Genomic DNA, 19,807 nt, shown 5'->3' on the forward strand with positions numbered 1-19,807 from the left:
GTGATCCATAGATCACCTTTTTTTCGTCTTATATTTTAGAAAATTTTTACAGCCCTTTACTTTTAGCCAGTGCTTCTTTTGACTTTGCCAGCTGGTTTACTCTCCAAATTAATAGAATGGTACAAAAAGTTACTACCGCAATTACATATCCTAATATATTATAATTTTCTAAAGGAGATGTCTTAGTCTCCTGATGTACAATAAAACCAGCACAAACTGCTGCAATACCTCCCGCAATTTGCTGCAATGATGATGTTATTGACATGTAAGCACCTCTGTCCTTCATTTCCGGAATTGCTGTATTTAGTGTAGTCGCCGGAATCATACGGCTCATAATTCCCATAAATAGGATCATATTAATTACGACAATCTCCCAAAGCGGAATTGGATCCAGATTGGTATAAATTAAAACCATAACAATTGAAATTACAGAACCGGCAGTAAACAATTTAAATTTACTGATTTTGTCACTCAATCTGCCGACCAAAGGCATTATAAAAAGTACCGAAAGTCCTGTAAAGAAAAATACCATAGGAAGTTGGATATGGCTAATGTGGATATTATTTACCAAAAAAGCACTCCCAAAAGGCTGCAGCATAAAACCTCCAACAGAAAGGAATGCAATTGCCGTAAAACCAACCTGATATTGTTTATTACTCAGTGTATGCCAAAGATGTAAAAAAGGACTTTTGTCTGATTGCAATTCTAAATGTTTGACAATAGGCTGCATTTGTGTAATTATGGCAATAAGAATTAATGCTGCCAAAACGGCAATCATTAAAAAAGCTGAGTGCCATCCCCAGTTGTTCGCAAAATACAATCCTACCGGAATACCCAAAATCTGACTTGTTGCAAATGCCATTTGTATAAAGCCCATAACACGCCCGCGCTGCTGAATGACAAACAAATCTGTTACGATAGCAAGTGAAACAGAACCAATAACACCGCCAAAAAGTCCCGTAACAATTCTCGCCATAAGAAGCATCAGGTAACTAGATGAAAGTGCGCAGAAAACCGTTCCAATTATAAATCCGGTGTAGAAAAAAATAAGCAGTTTCTTTCTATCAAACTTATCTGCAAAACCTGCAGCAAGTAATCCCGAAATCCCGGCGCTGAAAGCATAAGCAGAAACAGCAAAACCAAAGTTAGAAGTTGTCATATCAAGAGTTTTCATTAATATATCTCCAAGCGGAGAAATAACCATAAAATCTAGTATAACGGTAAATTGTAAAAGTGCCAGAATGGCTATAATAATTTTTTGATGAAGCGTAAAAACGGGAACATCTATTGTAGTTTTTTCCATTTTTTTTTAAATGTTTTTTTGTTTTTGATTAAAGTAATTCTTGGCATTCATAGCCAAATTGATTGATTAAAGCTATAATTTCGTTAGGCTTCATTGTTTCTGAAACAACACGCAGCACACAATCAATATCTTCACAATCAATGCTCCATTGTTTTATGTCTTCATGATTATTAAGTGCTTCACGCAAAGGACAGGCAGGATCAACCTGTAGAATGTTTGTTTTAAAAATATGTATGGTATTTAAATTGGTTTTCATAATTTTTCATGGTTTTAGAGCTTTTATAACAGCCTCAAAAGCTTCTTTCATCATTATTTTGGTAAGTTTAAACGGTTTTCCTCCCATACTCTTACCCTCCGTATGAAAGTTTAATAAAGTATATAATGGTCCATAGGCAATAGACCAAAAAACTTCAAATGATATTGGAATAAGTTCATTGTTGCGCAGCGCATTCTCAATAAACTGTTTCATTATCAATCTAAAATCTGAAAATTGAGTAGTAGAATTTAGAATTACTTCTCCATGTGGAGAGTGTTTGATAATTTCAAAAAAAGCGACATATTTAGGATATTTCATGGTAAACTCAGCCCTGTTTTCCCATTGTTTCCATAACCCTTCTTCAAATGACATTTCGGGAGAGAAATTTTTAACGGTATTCGAGAAAAAATCAAGCGCCACGTCTGCTCCTATTTTCTGAATTAAATCGTCTTTGTCCTTGTAATAGATATATAAAGTTGCTACAGAAATATTACAGGCCTTCGCCAGTTTATTCATGCTAAAACCCTGAAAACCATCTCGTACAATCTGATCAATTGCATTTTCAATAACCAGTTTTTCTTTATCAATATCTCTTATTCTCATGCCAATTTTTTTACAAAGATAAAATAATAAATGAATGAACATTCTTTTACTTATATTTTTTTAAATAGAAATTGCAAAAAGTAATAATTAGTAAGGTCAGGTTTTTAGGCAAAAAAAAAATCAATTCTTATCGAATTGATTTTTTTTAAATTAATCTGTTGCTATAATATATTCAACACATAGAAACAGAGATTTTGTAAACTTATAAAAGGCGTTTTACTTGTATTAACAAACATAGCTATGTGTAAAAATCAAAATTTTTTAAAATTATCTTTTCCAAATATTTTAAATCCTATGTCTCTATGTGTTAAATTAACTTTTTTGCTAATTACATCAAACGGATTTTTAAATTATTTAAAACGCTTACTCTTTTTCAAAAACACCATAAATAAAGATGCTTTCAGGATTTCTGCTGCCTTCAATGCAGTATATTATCACATATGATTCATTTTCAGAGATTTCAAAATATCTTAAATTATGTTCTTCGGTGTAACAATAAAAAATTCCATTTTCCTCCTTTATATGCAGTTCGTATTTTAAAGCTAAAGATTCTAATGCTGTTTTATCAAAATCTTTTAAAGTTGATAATGTTTTTACATTTTCCTGCAGGATGTAAACTTTCTCATTTAAGATTTGCACGTAAGAATTATTCCAAACGGCAAAATCTACAGAACTCAACCAATTATCATATTGATTTTCTGCTTTAAACATTTTTAAACCATCAAAAAAAATAAAATAAAAAACTCTGTTCATTTATGCTTTGTTTATTTTTTTCATATAACTGAATGTTTCTTAAAAATCAGCCCATAGGCAAAATGATTACACCGTCAAAACTTTCAATTGTTTCTATTATATACAAAGAATCATTAAAATAATCCATATCAAAATCGTCGTCTGCAGACAATTCAAATCTTGAGGCACACACTTTTAATTTTTCTTTATCAATTATTTCTTCGTTCCAATCGGTTTCAAAATTATCAGCCATTTCAATAGATTCTACAAGTACCCAATCTTCATTGACAAAAAAGATCTTAAAATTAAAATCATCAAAGGTTATGGTAATACAATCTTCTTTTAAATGTATAACCGGTTTGTTTTCGACAGAGGTATACAATAATTCAAGATTATCTTTTAATGTAGATAAATCTGCATTTGATTCTGGAGGTATTAATGCAAAATATTCGTAAGCCATAATTTTTTGAGTAAAAATGTTTTTTTTATGAGGCTAATGTATAAAAAAGAGCGTCTGAATTCTAATTTACTTTTGAAATTTGTAAGGTAAAAACTCCCATTTTTCTACACTCTTTTTTTATTTTATTTTAAGTGCAAAATCCTCAAGTAAAACTTTCTAAAAAAACGAAAAACGGACTCCAATTTCTTAAAAAAGAAGAAAAAATAAGGGCAAATATTCAATTAAATGCAAAAAGACAAAAATTGAAATAATATCACTATTTACTAGCTTTTTTATTAGGCTGCGGCTAACTTTTTTACTACTTTTCGAACTTATTTTTAATACTATTGACCCCAAATGACAGAATTAAAAAAAGACCTGACACGCTTTTTAGAAGCACAAAATAAGCTTTATCTTACAGCTCTCAGCGAGTTGAAAAAAGGAAAAAAAGAAACGCATTGGATGTGGTTCATCTTTCCGCAGATACAAGGACTGGGAAAGAGTGAAATGTCTAAATTATATGCTATCGAAAATCTGCAGCAAAGCCAGGAATTTCTGGCGCATCCGATTCTTGGAAAACATCTCATTGAGGCAGCCGAAGTGGTTTTAGAATTTAAAATGAAATCTGCTGAAGCAATTTTTGGAGAATTAGACGCCCGAAAACTGCAGTCCAGCATGACTCTTTTCAGCCTGACCGATAATACAAATCCTGTATTCCAGAAAGTATTAGATGCTTTTTTTTCAGGGAAGTTTGATTCGCAGACTCTTTCTATTCTTAATGAAATGATACATCCTGCTCTTCAATAAGCGGTATTTTTATATTATTACTTAAAAAGTAGTTTAACACATAGAAATATAGGTTTTAGATTCGTGAAAAGAATATTGAAAAGAAACTAGTTTCTTCACACATAGCTATGTTTATTAATAGCAGTGAAACGCCTTTTTTAAGATATAAAAACTATGATCCTATGTGTTGAAAATATTTCACCAAACGGGTTATACCTTTTAAACGAAAGCTCAATTAGCAGAAATTGAGCTTTTTTGTTTTTTAGAAGTAATATTGCCGAATTTTTCTGGTTTTATTTCAATCAAAAACAAAAACGTTAAATAATATATAACGCGTTTAATCTGGTTTTGTTTAAGATCTAATTACACTTACTTTTGATTTAATTAAATTACTTATATATGTATAGTTTTAAAAATGATTATGCCGAGGGAGCGCATCCTAATATTTTAAATAAACTTATCGAAACCAATCTTGTACAGCAGGGCGGTTATGGAGATGATGATTATTCTTTTGAGGCAAAAAACATATTACGCCAAAAAATGAACAATCCAGAAGCCGAAATCTTTTTTCTGTCTGGAGGAACGCAGTCCAATCTTATTGTAATTTCTTCTTTATTAAAAGTATACGAAGCCGTAATTAGTGCCAGAACCGGACATATTTTTGCAAATGAAACAGGCGCCATCGAGGCAACCGGACATAAAGTTATTGCGGTAGAAACAACCGACGGAAAATTAAAACCAGCCGATTTACAAAAAACACTTCAGGAATATTCATTAAAGCCGCATGTCGTAAAACCGCGACTGGTTTATATCTCTAATTCTACCGAAATTGGAACTATTTATTCTAAAACAGAGCTGGAAGCATTGTCAGATTTCTGCCGTTCCAAAGATTTACTGCTGTTTTTAGACGGTGCCAGATTGGGTCATGCATTAACAGCTCAAAATAATGATCTTACTTTGGCCGATATTTCTAAACTTACTGATGTCTTTTATATCGGAGCAACTAAAAATGGAGGAATAATTGGCGAAGCTGTTGTATTTAATCAGCCAAAAACAGCCGAAGATTTTGATTATGTATTAAAACAAAAAGGTGCTATGCTGGCAAAAGGAAGACTGCTAGCCATACAATTTCTGGAATTATTTAAAGACGATTTATATTTTACCTTAGCAAAACATGCAAATGTTATGGCAGCAAAAATTAGCGATGCCATCAAACTTAAGGGATATTCTTTTTTAACAGATTCTACTACAAATCAGATATTTCCGATTCTTCCGAAAGAAGTTATCGAAGAACTAAACAAAAAATATGCTTTTTATGTCTGGAAAGATATAGATAAAAATACAGCTGCAGTGCGAATCATTACCTCATGGGCAACCGATGAAAATAAAGTTAATGAGTTTATAACTGCTTTAAAAGAAATTTAAACTCTTTTAAACAGGAACCCGGAGCTGTAAAACTCCATAAATAATAAAGCTGTAAGTATCTCTGTAATCTATTACAGAAAAAATAATAAGATATTGATTATCGCAGTCATCAAAACAAAACATTTGATATTGATACGGAAATAATCTGCCTGTATTTTCAAGATTTTCTAATTTATCAACGCCGCTTTTTGCTAAAGCGGTGTTGCTTATTTTTCCTGCTTCTATTAAGTCCTTCAGAAAAAATGAATCTGCCAAAGACAAATTAACAAAATGTTTTTTTATACCTGACGCACAGTAAAAACTAAAGTTTAATGTAGAATAAATACTTTCGACTCCAAAGCTGTTTTGTCCTAATTGTATATTTTTTAGGATCAAAAACTCACTCATTGTATATTAAATTGAGCTGCAAAATCTTTGCTGACGTATTTATCAAAAAATGTTACTATATAATTCTCAGCACTTCCTTTGTCATTTTTATAATTCATTAAAAAATAGTAAATAAACTTCATATAAAAATCTGCCGCTTCGTTTATATCTGCGTCGGTAACAAGATCATTGTGCTGCTTTGCTTCTTCCAACAGAGGATAAACTATTGTAGCTTTAAAATTATCATTGTATTCCTTGATTTTATCTTTTAATACTGGATGCTTTCTAAGATCATAATAAAACATGGTGTGAAATTCAGAAAGATGATCAAAAGTAATATTGTAAATGTCGTAGAGTTTTTTTACCGCAGGAATAGAATCAGACTGAACTTTATCGATTTTGGTTCGAAGATGATTATTCATAAAATCTAATGACTCGTTTAAAATATCCTCCTTGTTTCCAAATAAAGCATGAAGTTTTGCTTTAGAAATACCTGCTCTTTTGCTTATTTCATCAATTGTCATGGTTCTGATACCGTATTTTTTTAAAAGCGCTGCAATTTTACAGGTCACTTCTTCTTGTTTTTGTTCCATAACTAAAGTTTAAATCATCTTTAACCGAATATATATTCATTTTTCAAACAAAAAAATCAACTTCTGATTCCCTTCCACATCATATTAAAACATTCATCAATCATTTGCTTTTTTAAGAGAATAAAATTTTGAGCGATTCCGTTTGAGGCCGACCGGACTGCTCCAAATATAAAACAGATTAAAGTAAATGATGCAGCATCTGACAGAATACCTTCTTTTTGTCCTTTCTCGATGAGGCGGTACAAGGCTTCATTTTTAATTTCGAATTCCTTAATCTGTTTATCAAAGTTCAGCTGTACATAGTTTGACTGCACATACTGATCTATAAAAACGGTTTCGTTATAATGTCTGAGTCTGTATTTAAGCGTATTCATAAAAATACGTTTAAAGGATGTTTTTATCTCCAGATCAAGATCAAAACCAGCGTACATTTCTTTAGTAATCTTGTCTTCTACACTAAAATAAGCGGCTTGTATGAGTTCTTCTTTGTTTTTGAAATACGTGTAAATACTGCCGACTCCTATTCTGGCTTCTTTACTAATGCCTGCAATATTAATACCTGCTATGCCTTGAGTTCCGGCAATTGTAAATACTGCTTCAATAATTCGCTCTTGTTTAACAGGATCAAGTGGCTTCATACTTACAAATATAAGCGAAAATATATTCGGTTAAAATCATTTTAACAAAACAAAAAGATAAAACACTAACCTGCAGCCTGCTCCATCTTCTTTCCTGTAATGATTTTTCTGTGATTATATCCCCATTTTGCCAGAGAATCTATTATTTCTTTTAGCGTATGACCGTATTCAGTAAGCTGATATTCCACCGTTATAGGATGTGTATTCAAAACCGTACGGGTCACTAATTGATTTTCTTCAAGATTTTTCAATTCGCGGCTCAGCATTTTTCCTGAAATGCCCTCTACTTCTCTTAATAAATCTGTAAATCTCAATGTATTAAAACATAAAGAAGCAATAATCGAAATTTTCCAACGCCCGTTCAAAACATACATAGCGTCATGTACGGCCATTATGGATTTTGAGCATGTTTTATGATCGTGTTCTGGTTCTTTTATCATGGGTTACCTAAATGTCACAGTTACTTTTTGTCATCTAATGACAAAAATACACAATAAGTACTTACTTTTGAATACAATTTTTAATTAATAAGACAATATGGAATTAATAGAAGCTCTAAAATGGCGTTATGCAGCCAAAAAAATGAACGGTCAGGAAGTACCGCAGGAAAAAATTGACTATATTCTTGAAGCTGCAAGATTAGCGCCTTCATCATCTGGTTTACAGCCTTATAAAATTTTTGTAATTACCAATAAAGAATTACAAGAGAAAATAAAAACAGTTGGTTTTGACCAAAGTCAAATCGTAGATGCTTCTCACGTTTTGGTTTTTGCAGCATGGGACGGTTATAGTCTTGAAAAAATTTCTGCTGTATTTGAAAGAACAACCGAAGAAAGAGGAATTCCTGCTGATGCAATGGACGAGTACAAAAACAGACTTTGGGGAATGTACGAAAATCTTGGTCAGGAATGGCATGCAAACCACGCAGCAAAACAAGCTTACATTTCATTTGGATTAGCAATTGCTGCAGCTGCAGAGCAAAAAGTAGACGCAACTCCTATGGAAGGTTTTATTCCTGCAGAAGTTGATAAATTATTAGGTTTGAACGAACTTGGACTTAGAAGTGTTTTAGTATTACCTCTTGGTTACAGAGATGAATCTAATGACTGGCTGGTAAACCTGAAAAAAGTAAGAACTCCTAAAAGTGAATTTATTACAGAAATAAAATAATTCATTTTAATACATAAACAACCCCTCTTAAATAATATTTGAGAGGGGTTTGTTATTATAAAAATCTTTGTCCGATCATGATTCAAAATTCTCGACTCTATATTCACAAGTCGTAACTTTTTCCTCTTCATTCTATTTTCTATTCTCTACTTTCTACATTCATAAGTCTTTCCTCTTGACTCTATTCTCTATTCTCTACTTTCTACATTCATAAGTCTTTCCTCTTGACTCTATTTTCTATTCTCTACTTTCTACATTCATAAGTCTTTCCTCTTGACTCTATTCTCTACTTTCTACATTCATAAGTCTTTCCTCTTGACTCTATTCTCTACTTTCTACATTCATAAGTCTTTCCTCTTGACTCTATTATCTATATTCACAAGTCTTAACTCTTGATTCTATTCTCTATATTCCTAAGTCTTGACTCTTTCGTCTATAGCTATTAAAAATTATAAACATCATCGTAACGATCAAAAGAAGAGAAAGATCTGCTGCACCAAGGAGTAACTGAGTTTTTACTTCGAATAAATTAGCAAATCCGTAGCTGAAAACAGAGCTGATCATATACATCACACCGCCTGTAAGTCCGCTGGCAACCCCTGCATTTTTAGAAAAACGCGTTAGACAATAACCATAAATAATATTAAAAATAAAACCTCCGGCAATGTGAATTCCGATAATGAATCCCAGTAAAGTATAAAGACTGCTTCCTAAAGAAGAGGTAAAAATCATTAACAAAACCAAAACAATCTGGATTCCAAACGCAATGCCCACTTTCTGCCCCAAAGGTTTTTTGATCAATGATTTGGCTATTATTCCTCCCGTCATCAACGAAAATCCAGACAATAGAGAGCTGTATCCTGTTGTAATGGCAGAATAACCCAAAACACGTTCTATAATAAAAGGACTCGATAAACTATAAACCACTACAATTCCAAAACAAATTCCGATAATGATAAGCCCCAGTGTAAAGTCGGCAGTTTTGAGCATTCCCGTGTAGGTTTGCACAATAGATTTTAGTTTAAAAGGCTGATAATGTTTTAATGATTCTCCGCTGTAGATCAGTTCTAAGAAAAAGAAAATCAGTGATAAAATCCCCAGAAAGTAAAAATTAGATTTCCAGCCGAAACTACTTTGCAGATAGCCGCCTAAAAACGGAGCCATAATAGGCGCACAAGCCCAAATAATCGAAAATAAACTAATATAATTTTTTAATTTATCTCCCGAAAAAAGGTCTACAAAGTACGCTCTTTTTCCTACCACGATAAGTGCAATTGTAATTCCCTGAACAATTCGCATGGCGTATATAACATAGATATTAGGCACTAACGCAATAACAAAACTCGTAGCAGAAAAAATTGCCAGCGATGCAAGGCTGATTTTGTAACGTCCAAAACTATCTAATATACTGCCAATAAAAAACTGGCTTACCCCAACGCTGAACATAAATACCACCAGCGAAAACTGCACGGCTGCTGCCGAAACATGCAGATCGTTTGCCATTGCCGGAAGTGAAGGCAGGTAAATATCTGTAGCAAAACCAGATAAAGGGATCAGTGCAAGGGCTAGTATGGTACTAAAACCCTTGTGATTTTCATTTAAAATTCTCATTTCTCTTGTATTTATGCTCCGTGCGCTTCTTCAGAAACTAATTTCCATTCTTCAAACCCCTCGAGACGTTCTTCGTATACCTTTTTTACCGCCGGATACGCAAACGATCCCAACAATAATCGCAATGGCGGATTATCGTTATCAACTAATTTAAGAATCACATTGGCAGTTGCTTCTGGATTACCAAAAATCCCGGGAGCTGAAACCGCTGCCTTAAAACCTGCTTTTACAGGATCATAAACCGACAGGCTTTGTGTCTGAAAAGCCGATTCTCCCGACCAGTCTGTGGTGTAACCGTTTGGTTCAACCAGCGAAACGTTGATTCCAAATCCTTTTACTTCAGAAGCCAATGTTTCGGTTAAACCTTCTACAGCAAACTTAGAAGCATTATAAAGTCCCAAAACAGGAAGTGTTATCAAACCTAAGAAACTCGATACTTGAATAATATGACCGCTTTTTTGTTCTCGCATAATTGGCAGTACCGCCTGCGTTAACCAGAGAACACCAAAAAAGTTTGTCTCCATTTGATTTCTTGCTTCTTCTTCAGAAGTTTCTTCGACTGCTCCAAACAAACCGTAACCAGCGTTGTTTATCAAAACATCTATTCTTCCAAAATGCTCTTTTGCTTTGTTTACAGCCTCAAAAGAAGCTTTCCGATCATTTACGTCAAGCTGAATTGGCAGCACCAAATCTCCATATTTGTTTTTAAGATCTTCTAGTGCCGTGATGTTTCTTCCGGCAGCTATTACGCTGTCACCGCGTTTTAAAAATGCTTCTGCCCAGATTCTACCAAATCCTTTTGTGGCTCCTGTTATTAAAATTACTTTTGACATTGTTAGTATTATTTAAATTATTAAACTCTATTTAAAAAAAAGACCGTTCGGTCTAAAATTTTGCAAAAAAAATATGTTACAACACATATCTTTTAAAATCATCTTTAATGCTGTCTAAGACAATAACCAACTGTTGCTTTCCAACTAATTTTCCGCATAAAATTGCACCTTCTACCATGGCAAAAATCTTTATGCTTAATTCTTCAGCATTTACATCAAGTGACAATTCTTTATTTTTAATGCCTTCTTCAATTATATTGAAAAACCGTCTCTGAGCCGAATATGTCGCTTTTTTTATATGTTCTTTCATAACCGGATTGGTATCATCGGCCTCCGTTCCAAAATTTAATATCGGACAGCCTTCCATCATACTCTGATCATTTTGATATACATCCAACAATCTAAAAAGCTTATCCTGAGCCGATTTACCTTGAGAAACAGCTATATCTAATTTATTGGCCAGTTGTGACCTCAAATACAAAAAAGCTTCTACACAAATTTCTTCTTTACTTTCAAAGTTTCCGTAGATTCCTCCTTTTGCCAGCTTTGTAGCCTCCATAATGTCACTTAAAGAAGTTCCTGCCATTCCTTTTTTATTAATAATCGGTGCGGCGGCTTCTATAATATATTGTCGGGTTCTGTCTGCTTTGCTCATGATCTTTCATTTTGACACTGCAAATATAGACCGATCGGTCTTAAAAAAAATTTATTTTAACTTTTTATTTTAATCCACTAAATTCAAATTGGATACAACTCACTGATATTCAATTTAATTAATTACTATTTAAAGGTTTTAAAACCAAGCAGTTTTCAAAAAATATTTTTTAAATAATCTGATATTAGATGCTTTAGTATTATTTTTACCCATCATTAAACCAAAATAATGGAAGCCAAAACGATCTTAAAAGAACATGTTTCTAAAATCGCAGCACTGAGCGATACAGAATTTGATTATTTCTTTTCGCACTTTAAGCCGGAAACTTTTAAGAAAGGACAAACTATCATTACAGAAGGACAAGATGTGGACAAAGAATATTTTGTACTCTCAGGCTGTCTAAAAACTTTCTTTGTTAATGATGAAGTAAAAATGTACATCCTGCAGTTTGCCATGCCTACCTGGTGGGCTTCTGATTATGCAGCACTTTATAACAAAACCAAAGCTACCATAAGCGTAGACTGCGTTTCAGACGTAGAACTGCTTTCTCTTTCTAATAATGACCGCGAAAAAATCTGCCGCGAACTGCATCAGGCAGAACATTTTTTTAGATGGAGAACCAACAAAGGTTATGTGGCCACTCAGAAAAGACTGCTTTCTTTTATGAATAATGACACCAAAACAAGATACGAAGAACTTCTTGCGCTCTATCCTGCTCTTTATAATATAGTTCCGAAACATTTAATTGCCGCTTATCTGGGCGTTTCCAGAGAAACTTTAAGCCGGCTTTACAACGCATCAAAATAATGGTTTTACGAATGTGATCTACATCACGTAACCAATCTTGGATATCGCCATTCCTTTGTACTATAAATTAATAACAATTTAAAGTACAACAACATGGAAACTCAAAATTTTAAAATTGAAAGCGCTCAAAGCAGCGTAAACTGGATCGGTAAAAAAGTAACTGGTGCTCATAACGGAACCATTAACATCCAGGAAGGAAACTTCACATTTGCCAACGGAGATTTAATTGGCGGAAGCATCGTAATCGACACTACTTCTATTGTAATCCTAGACGTTACAAATCCAGATACAAACCAGCAGTTTGCAGGACATTTGGCTTCTGATGATTTTTTCTCTATAGAAAAATTTCAAACAGCATCTTTAGACATTACGGCCGTTTCTAAACAATCTCTTTCTAATTATTTTGTTGAGGGAAAATTGACTATCAAAGGCATTACAAATCCTATTGGCTTTAATTTAGAAGCAAAAACTAACGGCAGCGAACTTAATGCTTCTGGTAAAATTATTATTGACCGAACCAAATATGATATGAAATTCCGTTCTGGAAATTTCTTTACAAATCTGGGAGACACGCTTATCTATAACGAATTTGAACTTGATGTAAATCTTACAGCAAAACTTGCTTAATCCTTAGAAATCATGCCTTACGTAAAAATTGAAGTAACGCGCGAAGGCGTTACAAGAGAACAAAAACAAGAGCTGATTGCGGGAATAACAAATCTTATCTCAACTGTTTTAGACAAAGATCCTAATCTTACTCACATTGTAATTCAGGAAATAGAACTGGATGATTGGGGTTTTGCAGGCGAACAAGTTTCGGTATTACGCGAAAAAGGAATTACAGCTCAAAGAAAATAATTATTTAAAAATATATAAAATGAAAACAATTATAGTAACCGGTGCTTCTACCGGAATTGGAAAAGCAATCGCTCAGTTGTTCTTAGAAAAAGGCTGGAATCTGGTCATCAACTCAGCCAATTTGAACAATCTTGAAAATACATATCAGGAATTGGGTAATTCTGACCGTGTTGCCATGGTTCACGGCGATATTAGTCTTATTTCTACAGGAAAAAAAATAATCGAAACCGCTGTAGAACGTTTTGGAAGCGCAGATGTCCTGATCAATAACGCAGGAATTTTTGAAGCTAAATCTTTCCTGGATGTCGAAGAAAAAGATTTGGATCGTTTTTTAAGCATCAATCTTAAAGGAACTTTCTTTACCAGCCAAGCAGCTGTAAAACAAATGCTGCAACAAGGAGAAGGTTCTATTATTAATATCGGAACTGTATTGGTAGATCACGCAATCGACGGATTTCCGGCAACGGCTCCGATTTCGAGTAAAGGCGGAATTCACGCTCTCACAAAACAACTTGCTGCGGAATTCGGAAAAAACAATATTCGTGTAAATGCCATTGCTCCCGGAATTATCAGAAGTCCGCTGCAGGCAAAAACCGGAGTTGATAATGCCGACAGCCTTGCTGGTCTGCATTTACTAAACCGCATTGGCGAAACCAGCGATGTTGCCCAATTGGCACTATATCTGGCCGAAAGTAATTTTGTTACCGGAGAAATCATTAATTTAGACGGCGGGCACGTTGCCGGACACAGCATTTTATAATAACTAAAAAATTAAAATCATGGAAAATTTTGGAACAAGTGCTGCTCTGATTACGGCTGTACTCATGAATTACTTTAGCGGAATTTACAATGGTGATGTCCCTTTATTGAAAAGTGTATTTCATTCGCAGGCTATTGTTGGTTTTGATATTAATGGAGAAACGCATTTCAAAACCGTAAATCAATACTTAGAAGGCGTAAAAAACCGAAAAAGTCCTCATGAACTGGGAGAAGAATTTAAAATGAAAATCTTATCTTTAGAAATTATCAATAACACGGCTGTGGCAAAAGTGCAGGTCCCAATATTTGATTATGATTATTATGATCTGTTAAGCCTTATCTTTGTGGATGGGAAATGGGTTATCAGCAATAAATTAGCAACTAAAGTAAATTAAATACAATGTGGAATTCAACCAAAATAACGCAATTACTAGGTATTGAGTATCCCATTTTACAAGGTCCAATGGGCGTTGGTTTCTCGACCCCCGCTTTATTGGCTTCTGTAAGTAATGCGGGCGGACTTGGAAGTTATGGTGCCTACACACTGACTCCTGAAGAAATTCTGGAAGCCGATAAAACGATTAAAGCAGCAACTTCTAAGCCTTATAACATCAATTTATGGGTAAATGATACCGATAAAAAACTGCTCAATTATCCTAAAACTAAAATAGAGGAAATCAAAATGCTTTTTAAACCTTATTTTGATGAATTGGGAATTGAATTACCGAATCTTTCAGCAGACATTCGTTCAAAATTTGAAAAACAAGTTGAAGTTTTATTCGAAATTAAACCAGCTGTTTTTAGTTTTATTTTCGGAATTCCTTCTAAAGAAATTCTGGCAGAAAGCCGAAGACTTGGTATAAAAACTGTTGGCGCAGCAACCACTTTAGAAGAAGCACTTGCTCTCGAAGAAGCAAAAGTCGATGCTATTGTTGCTGCAGGATTTGAAGCCGGAGGACACAGACCTTCTTTTCTTAAACCTGCTCAGGAATCTTTTACGGGATTATTTACGCTGATACAGCAGTTAAAAGCCAAAACAAAAACGCCGATTATTGCTGCCGGCGGTATAATTGATGCAAAAGGTATTGCAGCAGCACTGACTTTGGGAGCAGATGCTGTACAAATAGGCACTGCATTTATGGTTACAGAGGAGTCTGGAGCGACGCCAATTCACAAAGAAGTTTTATTTTCTGGTACAGCAAATCCAACTACAATTTCTAAATCACTTACCGGAAGAATGGGCAGAATGGTCAGCAACACTATATCTGATAACGTTCCTTTTGAAACCGAAGTGCTTCCTTTTCCGCTGCAGACCAAATTGATTGCGCCTTTAAGAGTGGCAGCTCTTGCACAGGGAAGAACCGATTTGATCAGCTTTTGGTCGGGACAAAACAACACCAATTTAAAACATCACAAGGCTTCTGAATTGATGCAGGAATTAATAACAGAAACCGGTAAGATTATTAGCTAAGAACTTTCAATCAGCATAAAAAAAAACTCTCACCATTCGTGAGAGTTTTTACTATCTACAAGATAATGTCTTGCGTGATGTTTATTTCGTTAAGAAAATAATCATCGTGTGAGATTACAAGCAGCGTTCCTTTGTATTCTTTTAGTGCCGAAGTCAAAATTCCGATATTCTGCAGATCCAGATTATTAGTCGGTTCATCCAGAATAATTAAATCGGGAGCTTGGTTTCCGATTGTCAGACAGCATAAAATAAGGCGCATTTTTTCACCGCCGCTGAGTGAACGACACGATTTGTCCCAATCTTCACGCGAAAACAAAAACCGATTCAAACGCAGTTTTACTTCATGTTCCTGCAGCAACTTTGTATTGTATTGCTGTGCCTGCTCATAAATATTGAGGCTGTCATTAATCAAAGAATAATCCTGATCGATGTATATAGCAGTACCATTTAACAGAGAAATAAAACCGGAATTAGGTTGCAATTTTCCAAGAATCATTTTTATCAAAGTCGTTTTTCCTTTTCCGTTTTTACCTTTTACAGCAATTCTTTCGCCGCTGTTGATCTGAAAACCGATCGGTATTTTCCAAAGATTGCCCGGTCCATAACTAAAATTAATTGCATTTGCAGTAATCAATTCCCTTCCTTTATGCAAAGCAGAATCATCCAAATCTAATTTAATCTGGTCTCCATCGGGTATTTCTGAACGCAGCTGGCTTAACGAATTCGAAATCGATTCTATTTTCTCAAAATGAACCCCCTTTAATTTCGAAGTACTTTTCTCAGCCTTATTTTTTAAGGTCTTCATAGCGATTGTTGGCAGACCGGCTTTTTCCTGCTTTTTCTTACCGCGCGCATCGAGTTTATTTTGTCGCTCTACAGATTGACGCTCGGTTTCACGGGCTTTACGCAGTTCTTTTTCTTTATTTTGAAGATCCTGGCTTAATGCATTGCTTTCGATTTGCTTTTGCTGCACGTAAAATTCGTAATTACCGCCATAAGTTGTAATTCCTTTAGCATTCAATTCGCAGACAACAGGCAGAAGATTGAGCAGTGTACGATCATGAGAAACCACAACAATTGTACTTTTAGAATTTAAAATATACTCGTAAAGAAGTTTTCTGCTTTCAGAATCCAGATGATTGCTCGGCTCGTCCAGCAGTATAATTTCAGGTTGATGAATCTGGATTCCTGCCAAAAAAACCTTTGTCTTTTGACCGCCGCTTAGTGTCTCCATAACTTGTTCCGGACTTACTTCGTCCAGTTTCCAATAAGCAAAGGCGTCTTTAAAACGTTCTTCGATCGACCAGTCATCATCCAAAATCACATAATCGTTTAGATCGCCATTTCCGGCAGTAATTTTGCGGAGTGCTTTTATTTTTTCTTCAATTCCCAGAACCTGAGCGGTAGAAAACGAATTGTAATAATTGGTAAGCTGCGGCACATAGTAGGGCAATGCGCTTGTTCGTATAGTTCCTGCAGAAGGTGATGCTTTATAAGCCATAAGCTGCAGCAAAGTAAATTTTCCCGCACCATTATTTCCTGTTAGTGCAATTTTATCTTTTTTGTTAATGGTGAAAGTAATACCAGAAAAGAGCATCTCCCGATTGGGGTGCATATAAGTAATATCCTGAAGATTCAGCATGTTTGTCTTTTTTTAAAGTTACTATAATCCTGAAGGCAGATTGATATCTGTCTTCGTTATTTAAACCGAAAAAAAAGTGCTGATCACATAAATACTTGTAATAGATTAGAATTGCAAAATTAATAAAAAAAATAAAATGATAATAATCTCAATATCATTTCAGAATAAACAAAACAGAAACGATTCAAATTAAGCCCTGTCCAGTTCAAAATTGAATTTGTCCGGTTCAACATGATACAAATATGAAGTTTAGCGCTTAAAACGCAGATTTGTACCGTTAAATAACTTAAAACAATATAATCATGAACACAAAATCAACAAAAATCATTTACTGGACCGGAATTGTATTAACTTCTTTATGGTTTGGAGCAAGCGGTTTATTCGAATTAACTAACAATCCTATCGTATGGGGAATCACGCAGCAATTGGGTTATCCCGCACATTTTATTTACATACTCGGCGTATTTAAATTGTCAGGAGTTATTACGCTGTTAATTCCAAATAAATTACTTCGTTTAAAAGAATGGGTATTTGCCGGAATCTTCTTCGACATCATTTTTGCCTTCTTTTCTAAAATTGCTGTACTCGGTTTTGCAGATGCAATTGATGCTGTTATCGCTTTTATCATGGTGAGTGTTACGTATGCAATGTTTAGAAAATTGTATACTGCAACATATGTCCAAAAAGAAATTCAAAACTAAAGTAACAAAAAACAAAACTGCCTATTATTTGATAATAGGTAGTTTAAGTATTATTTATTCATCTAAAACTTTAAATAAATAAAAATGAAAAAGATCATCTTAATTATCAGTTTTATATTAGCAGCACTGTTCTTTTTGAGCTGTTTTATGTTTCCTGAATTTTGAAAAAATCGCTTATAAAAAGACCGATTAACTTATTGCAAAAACAATGCGTTAGTCGGTTATCTGTTTTCGAGCCAGCTTAAAAAGGCAGTTGTTTTTTCCTTTCCTATCAATAACTTTTCTTCTGTAGGAACCGTTAATTTTAGAATGATCTTACGCGAGAAATAATGCTCTGCTTCTCTTACAGCCGAAAAATTAACCAAATACTGCCTGTTTATTCTAAAGAACTGTATTGGAGATAGGAGTTTATGAACCTCATCTAGTGACTGTGTTATCTGATATTCGTTTTTATCAAAAGTCATGATGGTCGGGGTTTCATTCTTTATATAAAAGAAAGCTATATTTTCTGTCAATACCGTTTGGTATTTATTATTTTTAAATACCAGGAAACTGCTTTTGCCTTTATTTTCGCCAGTTCGCGTTAATAAATAATCAAAATCAGGCATAGCTTTTTTATTGCGTTGAAAGAAATTTTTAAGTTCTCCTGCTTTCTTAATAGCCTGCGAAATACTTTCTCTCGAAAAAGGTTTTAATACATAATCAATTCCGTTTGACTTAAAAGCTTCAATTGCATAATCATCAAAAGCGGTGCAAAATATAACGGGAGACAAAACTTCAACATTTTTAAAAATCTCAAAACACTGGCCATCAGCGAGCTGAATATCCATAAAAATAAGATCCGGCTGATCGTTTTCAGAAAGATAACTCACCGCACCATCTATACTCTGAATATAAGATAGAATCTGAGCGTCTGGTCTAATGCTTAAAATAAGCTGGCCAAGGGCTTTGGCCGTTTTTACTTCGTCTTCAATTATTATGATCGTCATAAATAAGTGGTATTTTTACTTTGAATGTAGTTTCGTCTTTATCAATTCCTATTTCCTTGTGAATCAGATGCATAAAACGCTGATTAATATTATCCAAACCAACTCCGGTAGACAATACTCCTCTTTTCAGCTGAATCTGATTTTCGATTACCAGGAATTCATTTTCAGAATACAGATTTATTATCAACGGTTTATCCAGCGAAACAATATTATGCTTGATACAGTTTTCGATTAATAATTGTAGTGTAAAAGGCGGAATTACAGTATTATACTGATTTTCACTGATTTCGTATATCAGTTCAAAACCATCTTCAAAACGGGCTTTTAGCAGATACACATAAGAATCTAAAATTTGTATTTCTTCGCGAAGCGGAATCAAATCCATTTTTCGGCTTTCTAACGTAAAACGATAAAAATCAGATAGTTTAAGAATAAAATCTGAGCTTTGCGGATCATTCACATCCACCATTGATTTTAAAGTATTGAGGCTGTTGAATAAAAAATGCGGATTTACCTGCTGTTTTAAAAGTTCATATTGAGCACCAAGATTAACTGCCTTGGTACGCTCCAGCTCTACTCCCATCTGCTGTGTCTGGTAATTCTGAAAAAGCAGATGCAGAAACATATACACGATCAAATTGATTAAAATCCCTCTCAATTCAAACATTATCGGTGCGTCCATTTGTGCAGCCTGAAAAAGTTCCTGATGCGCCACTACCAAAACAACCATAATGGCGATACCGGCAATAACACTCAAAAATAATTTTCCGTTAAACAGATTTTTACCGACACGCTGCGATGAAAATTTTGGCAGACTATAGATATTATAATGCCATATAAAAATGGAAAATAAGAGTGTAATCGAAGAGTTAATTACAATATCGCGCAGTGTAGAAACGGCATCAAATAATTTCGGAATTGAAGCAAGAATTGCCAGCGATACAGAACTTCCCCAAATGACTTTTTGGGAAACTTCAAAACGTTTAAATTTTTCCATAATCTGCTTACTTTTTTAATCTTGCTTTGTCAAAGATAGAACTTTTTAAAAGTAACTAACTCGCAAAAGACAGATTATTAACTCTTTAAAAATTAAAATTAAAATACTAAATAATAACTTTATATAATAAGTATAAAAATACTGGTTTATAAATACTTAAATATATACTTAAA

At 34.0% G+C, this 19,807-nt stretch carries 25 protein-coding genes; 10 read left to right on the plus strand and 15 right to left on the minus strand.

Annotated elements, in window-relative coordinates; translation table 11 throughout:
• Positions 1-46: 46 nt before the first annotated feature.
• The 5 genes from B0A68_RS05120 to B0A68_RS05140 all read right to left on the minus strand — a co-directional run bounded on the left by B0A68_RS05120 (position 47) and on the right by B0A68_RS05140 (position 3,354).
• Positions 47-1,303: an MFS transporter gene (locus tag B0A68_RS05120; protein ID WP_035689772.1), complete on the minus strand. Its 1,257-nt coding sequence runs from the start codon at positions 1,301-1,303 to the stop codon at positions 47-49.
• Between the two features lie 28 nt (positions 1,304-1,331).
• Complete coding sequence (locus tag B0A68_RS05125; protein ID WP_035689774.1) at positions 1,332-1,559, minus strand: hypothetical protein; 228 nt, start codon at positions 1,557-1,559, stop codon at positions 1,332-1,334.
• A 6-nt stretch (positions 1,560-1,565) separates the two neighbouring features.
• Positions 1,566-2,162, minus strand: a complete 597-nt coding sequence (locus B0A68_RS05130) for a TetR/AcrR family transcriptional regulator (RefSeq protein ID WP_035689885.1) — start codon at positions 2,160-2,162, stop codon at positions 1,566-1,568.
• Between the two features lie 363 nt (positions 2,163-2,525).
• Positions 2,526-2,915 carry a hypothetical protein gene (locus B0A68_RS05135; protein WP_035689776.1) on the minus strand — a complete coding sequence of 130 codons (390 nt, stop codon included), beginning with the start codon at positions 2,913-2,915 and terminating at the stop codon, positions 2,526-2,528.
• 46 nt (positions 2,916-2,961) lie between these two features.
• The gene (locus B0A68_RS05140; RefSeq protein ID WP_035689778.1) at positions 2,962-3,354 is read right to left on the minus strand and encodes a hypothetical protein; all 393 of its coding nucleotides are present in this window, start codon (positions 3,352-3,354) and stop codon (positions 2,962-2,964) included.
• A 336-nt stretch (positions 3,355-3,690) separates the two neighbouring features.
• Between B0A68_RS05140 and B0A68_RS05145 the strand changes: the two genes are divergently transcribed.
• Both B0A68_RS05145 and B0A68_RS05150 read left to right on the plus strand, forming a co-directional pair.
• A complete protein-coding gene (locus tag B0A68_RS05145) occupies positions 3,691-4,140 on the plus strand; it encodes a DUF1810 domain-containing protein (protein WP_035689780.1) in 450 nt (149 codons plus the stop codon).
• A gap of 378 nt (positions 4,141-4,518) precedes the next feature.
• Positions 4,519-5,544: a threonine aldolase family protein gene (locus B0A68_RS05150; protein ID WP_035689781.1), complete on the plus strand. Its 1,026-nt coding sequence runs from the start codon at positions 4,519-4,521 to the stop codon at positions 5,542-5,544.
• Positions 5,545-5,550: 6 nt separating this feature from the next.
• Here B0A68_RS05150 and B0A68_RS05155 read toward each other — a convergent pair whose 3' ends face one another.
• From B0A68_RS05155 to B0A68_RS05170, 4 genes are all read right to left on the minus strand, one after another.
• Positions 5,551-5,931, minus strand: a complete 381-nt coding sequence (locus B0A68_RS05155; RefSeq protein ID WP_035689783.1) for a hypothetical protein — start codon at positions 5,929-5,931, stop codon at positions 5,551-5,553.
• Positions 5,928-6,503, minus strand: coding sequence for a TetR/AcrR family transcriptional regulator (locus B0A68_RS05160; RefSeq protein WP_035689785.1), 576 nt, complete (start codon positions 6,501-6,503; stop codon positions 5,928-5,930). Before B0A68_RS05160 ends, B0A68_RS05155 begins: the two co-directional genes overlap by 4 nt.
• A 56-nt stretch (positions 6,504-6,559) precedes the next feature.
• A complete protein-coding gene (locus B0A68_RS05165) occupies positions 6,560-7,141 on the minus strand; it encodes a TetR/AcrR family transcriptional regulator (protein ID WP_035689787.1) in 582 nt (193 codons plus the stop codon).
• Between the two features lie 65 nt (positions 7,142-7,206).
• On the minus strand, positions 7,207-7,581 hold the full coding sequence (locus B0A68_RS05170) for a winged helix-turn-helix transcriptional regulator (protein ID WP_035689789.1): 375 nt from the start codon (positions 7,579-7,581) through the stop codon (positions 7,207-7,209).
• Between the two features lie 97 nt (positions 7,582-7,678).
• Between B0A68_RS05170 and B0A68_RS05175 the strand changes: the two genes are divergently transcribed.
• Positions 7,679-8,311: an NAD(P)H-dependent oxidoreductase gene (locus B0A68_RS05175; protein WP_035689791.1), complete on the plus strand. Its 633-nt coding sequence runs from the start codon at positions 7,679-7,681 to the stop codon at positions 8,309-8,311.
• A gap of 405 nt (positions 8,312-8,716) precedes the next feature.
• Here B0A68_RS05175 and B0A68_RS05180 read toward each other — a convergent pair whose 3' ends face one another.
• The 3 genes from B0A68_RS05180 to B0A68_RS05190 all read right to left on the minus strand — a co-directional run bounded on the left by B0A68_RS05180 (position 8,717) and on the right by B0A68_RS05190 (position 11,410).
• Positions 8,717-9,922 (minus strand): MFS transporter, encoded by a 1,206-nt coding sequence (locus B0A68_RS05180; RefSeq protein WP_051892951.1) that lies wholly within the window; start codon positions 9,920-9,922, stop codon positions 8,717-8,719.
• An 11-nt stretch (positions 9,923-9,933) separates the two neighbouring features.
• Positions 9,934-10,755, minus strand: a complete 822-nt coding sequence (locus B0A68_RS05185) for an SDR family NAD(P)-dependent oxidoreductase (protein ID WP_035689794.1) — start codon at positions 10,753-10,755, stop codon at positions 9,934-9,936.
• 76 nt (positions 10,756-10,831) lie between these two features.
• Entirely contained in the window at positions 10,832-11,410 is a 579-nt protein-coding gene (locus B0A68_RS05190) for a TetR/AcrR family transcriptional regulator (protein ID WP_035689796.1), read from the minus strand.
• Between the two features lie 228 nt (positions 11,411-11,638).
• On the opposite strand from B0A68_RS05190, the gene B0A68_RS05195 reads away from it, so the two are divergent.
• The 6 genes from B0A68_RS05195 to B0A68_RS05220 all read left to right on the plus strand — a co-directional run bounded on the left by B0A68_RS05195 (position 11,639) and on the right by B0A68_RS05220 (position 15,305).
• Complete coding sequence (locus tag B0A68_RS05195; RefSeq protein WP_035689797.1) at positions 11,639-12,217, plus strand: Crp/Fnr family transcriptional regulator; 579 nt, start codon at positions 11,639-11,641, stop codon at positions 12,215-12,217.
• A 93-nt stretch (positions 12,218-12,310) separates the two neighbouring features.
• Positions 12,311-12,844 (plus strand): YceI family protein, encoded by a 534-nt coding sequence (locus B0A68_RS05200; protein ID WP_035689799.1) that lies wholly within the window; start codon positions 12,311-12,313, stop codon positions 12,842-12,844.
• A gap of 12 nt (positions 12,845-12,856) precedes the next feature.
• Positions 12,857-13,075, plus strand: a complete 219-nt coding sequence (locus tag B0A68_RS05205) for a tautomerase family protein (RefSeq protein ID WP_035689801.1) — start codon at positions 12,857-12,859, stop codon at positions 13,073-13,075.
• Between the two features lie 19 nt (positions 13,076-13,094).
• The gene (locus B0A68_RS05210) at positions 13,095-13,835 is read left to right on the plus strand and encodes an SDR family NAD(P)-dependent oxidoreductase (protein WP_035689803.1); all 741 of its coding nucleotides are present in this window, start codon (positions 13,095-13,097) and stop codon (positions 13,833-13,835) included.
• 19 nt (positions 13,836-13,854) lie between these two features.
• Positions 13,855-14,229, plus strand: a complete 375-nt coding sequence (locus B0A68_RS05215) for a nuclear transport factor 2 family protein (RefSeq protein ID WP_035689805.1) — start codon at positions 13,855-13,857, stop codon at positions 14,227-14,229.
• 5 nt (positions 14,230-14,234) lie between these two features.
• Entirely contained in the window at positions 14,235-15,305 is a 1,071-nt protein-coding gene (locus tag B0A68_RS05220; RefSeq protein ID WP_035689807.1) for an NAD(P)H-dependent flavin oxidoreductase, read from the plus strand.
• A 55-nt stretch (positions 15,306-15,360) separates the two neighbouring features.
• Here B0A68_RS05220 and B0A68_RS05225 read toward each other — a convergent pair whose 3' ends face one another.
• Positions 15,361-16,947: an ABC-F family ATP-binding cassette domain-containing protein gene (locus tag B0A68_RS05225; RefSeq protein WP_035689808.1), complete on the minus strand. Its 1,587-nt coding sequence runs from the start codon at positions 16,945-16,947 to the stop codon at positions 15,361-15,363.
• 302 nt (positions 16,948-17,249) lie between these two features.
• On the opposite strand from B0A68_RS05225, the gene B0A68_RS05230 reads away from it, so the two are divergent.
• Positions 17,250-17,648: a DoxX family protein gene (locus tag B0A68_RS05230; RefSeq protein WP_035689810.1), complete on the plus strand. Its 399-nt coding sequence runs from the start codon at positions 17,250-17,252 to the stop codon at positions 17,646-17,648.
• Between the two features lie 221 nt (positions 17,649-17,869).
• Here the strand turns inward: B0A68_RS05230 and B0A68_RS05235 are convergent, their stop codons facing one another.
• Both B0A68_RS05235 and B0A68_RS05240 read right to left on the minus strand, forming a co-directional pair.
• Positions 17,870-18,637 (minus strand): LytR/AlgR family response regulator transcription factor, encoded by a 768-nt coding sequence (locus B0A68_RS05235; RefSeq protein WP_035689812.1) that lies wholly within the window; start codon positions 18,635-18,637, stop codon positions 17,870-17,872.
• Positions 18,618-19,634 (minus strand): sensor histidine kinase, encoded by a 1,017-nt coding sequence (locus B0A68_RS05240; RefSeq protein ID WP_035689813.1) that lies wholly within the window; start codon positions 19,632-19,634, stop codon positions 18,618-18,620. The genes B0A68_RS05235 and B0A68_RS05240 overlap by 20 nt, the downstream gene beginning before the upstream one ends.
• Positions 19,635-19,807 lie beyond the last annotated feature (173 nt).

Origin of the sequence: Flavobacterium reichenbachii, assembly GCF_002217435.1 — a bacterium.
Taxonomy (GTDB): domain Bacteria; phylum Bacteroidota; class Bacteroidia; order Flavobacteriales; family Flavobacteriaceae; genus Flavobacterium; species Flavobacterium reichenbachii.